Here is a 1562-nt window from a genome sequence, read left to right as displayed (position 1 = left end):
TTTTGTGGTGGTTGTTGTGTTGGTTGTGTGTTCGTTATTTAGGGCGCATGGTGGATGCCTTGGCATGCTGGGCCGATGAAGGACGTGTAAGGCTGCGTTAAGCCTCGGGGAGTTGTCAATAGAGCGTTGATCCGAGGATGTCCGAATGGGGAAACCTGGCACCTGTTATGGGGTGTTACCCTTCAGTGAATTCATAGCTGTTGTGGGGGTTTACGCGGGGAAGTGAAACATCTCAGTACCCGTAGGAGAAGAAAATAAAATATGATTCTGCTAGTAGTGGCGAACGAACGTGGATGAGGCTAAACCGTGTGCATGTGATACTTGGTAGGGGTTGTGTGTGCGGTGTTGTGGGCCCCAATGTGAATCAGCTACCACTGGTTTGCTTGTGTGTTGTTGTTAGGTGAAGTGGTGTGGAAACGCCTACCGTAGAGGGTGATAGTCCCGTAGTTGAAGGCTTCAATGCATGGGTTGTTGGGTTGCCCGAGTAGCAGCGGGCTCGTGGAATCTGCTGTGAATCTGCCGGGACCACCCGGTAAGCCTAAATACTCAGTGTGACCGATAGTGTATGAGTACCGTGAGGGAATGGTGAAAAGTACCCCGGGAGGGGAGTGAAATAGTTCCTGAAACCATGTGCTTACAATCCGTCAGAGCACCTGTATGTGTGTGATGGCGTGCCTTTTGAAGAATGAGCCTGCGAGTCAGCGGCATGTCGCGAGGTTAACCCGTGTGGGGTAGCCGTAGGGAAACCGAATCCTCATGGGGTGTTTAGTGGCATGTCCTGGACCCGAAGCGGGGTGATCTACCCATGGCCAGTGTGAAGCAGTAGTAAGATGCTGTGGAGGCGCGAACCCACGTAGGTTGAAAACTGCGGGGATGAGCTGTGGGTAGGGGTGAAAGGCCAATCAAACTCCGTGATAGCTGGTTCTCCCCGAAATGCATTTAGGTGCAGCGTCGCATTAGCTTGGTGGAGGTAGAGCTACTGGTTGGTTGAGCGGGACTACAATCTTAGCAATGTCAGCCAAACTCCGAATGCCACTAATTGTGTTGTGCGGCAGTGAGACTGTGGGGGATAAGCTTCATAGTCGAGAGGGAAACAGCCCAGATCGCCGGTTAAGGCCCCTAAGGGTGTGCTAAGTGGAAAAGGATGTGGGATCGCGAAGACAGCCAGGAGGTTGGCTTAGAAGCAGCCATCCTTGAAAGAGTGCGTAATAGCTCACTGGTCGAGTGGTCCTGCGCCGACAATGTAGTGGGGCTCAAGCACACCGCCGAAGCCGCGGCAATACTTTATGTGTTGGGTAGGGGAGCGTCGTGCATGTGTTGAAGCGTTACCGTAAGGCGGCGTGGAGTGTGTGCGAGTGAGAATGCAGGCATGAGTAACGAATTGGAAGGTGAGAATCCTTCCCGCCGGATGACTAAGGGTTCCTGGGTCAAGTTCGTCTTCCCAGGGTGAGTCGGGACCTAAGGCGAGGCCGACAGGCGTAGTCGATGGATAACCAGTTGATATTCTGGTACCCGTATATCCGCGCCCATGATAAAGCACTGATACTAACCACCGCGGATAC

Annotated in this window: 1 rRNA gene; it reads left to right on the top strand. The window is 53.1% G+C overall.

The features are described 5' to 3' along the window. Positions 1 to 27: 27 nt before the first annotated feature. Positions 28 to 1562: ribosomal RNA gene (locus tag HMPREF2912_RS13065) — 23S ribosomal RNA — on the top strand; the annotation flags it as partial.

Source organism: Corynebacterium sp. HMSC056E09 (assembly GCF_001813425.1).
GTDB classification, from domain to species: domain Bacteria; phylum Actinomycetota; class Actinomycetes; order Mycobacteriales; family Mycobacteriaceae; genus Corynebacterium; species Corynebacterium hesseae.
This window is presented reverse-complemented; position numbering and strand designations above follow the sequence as displayed.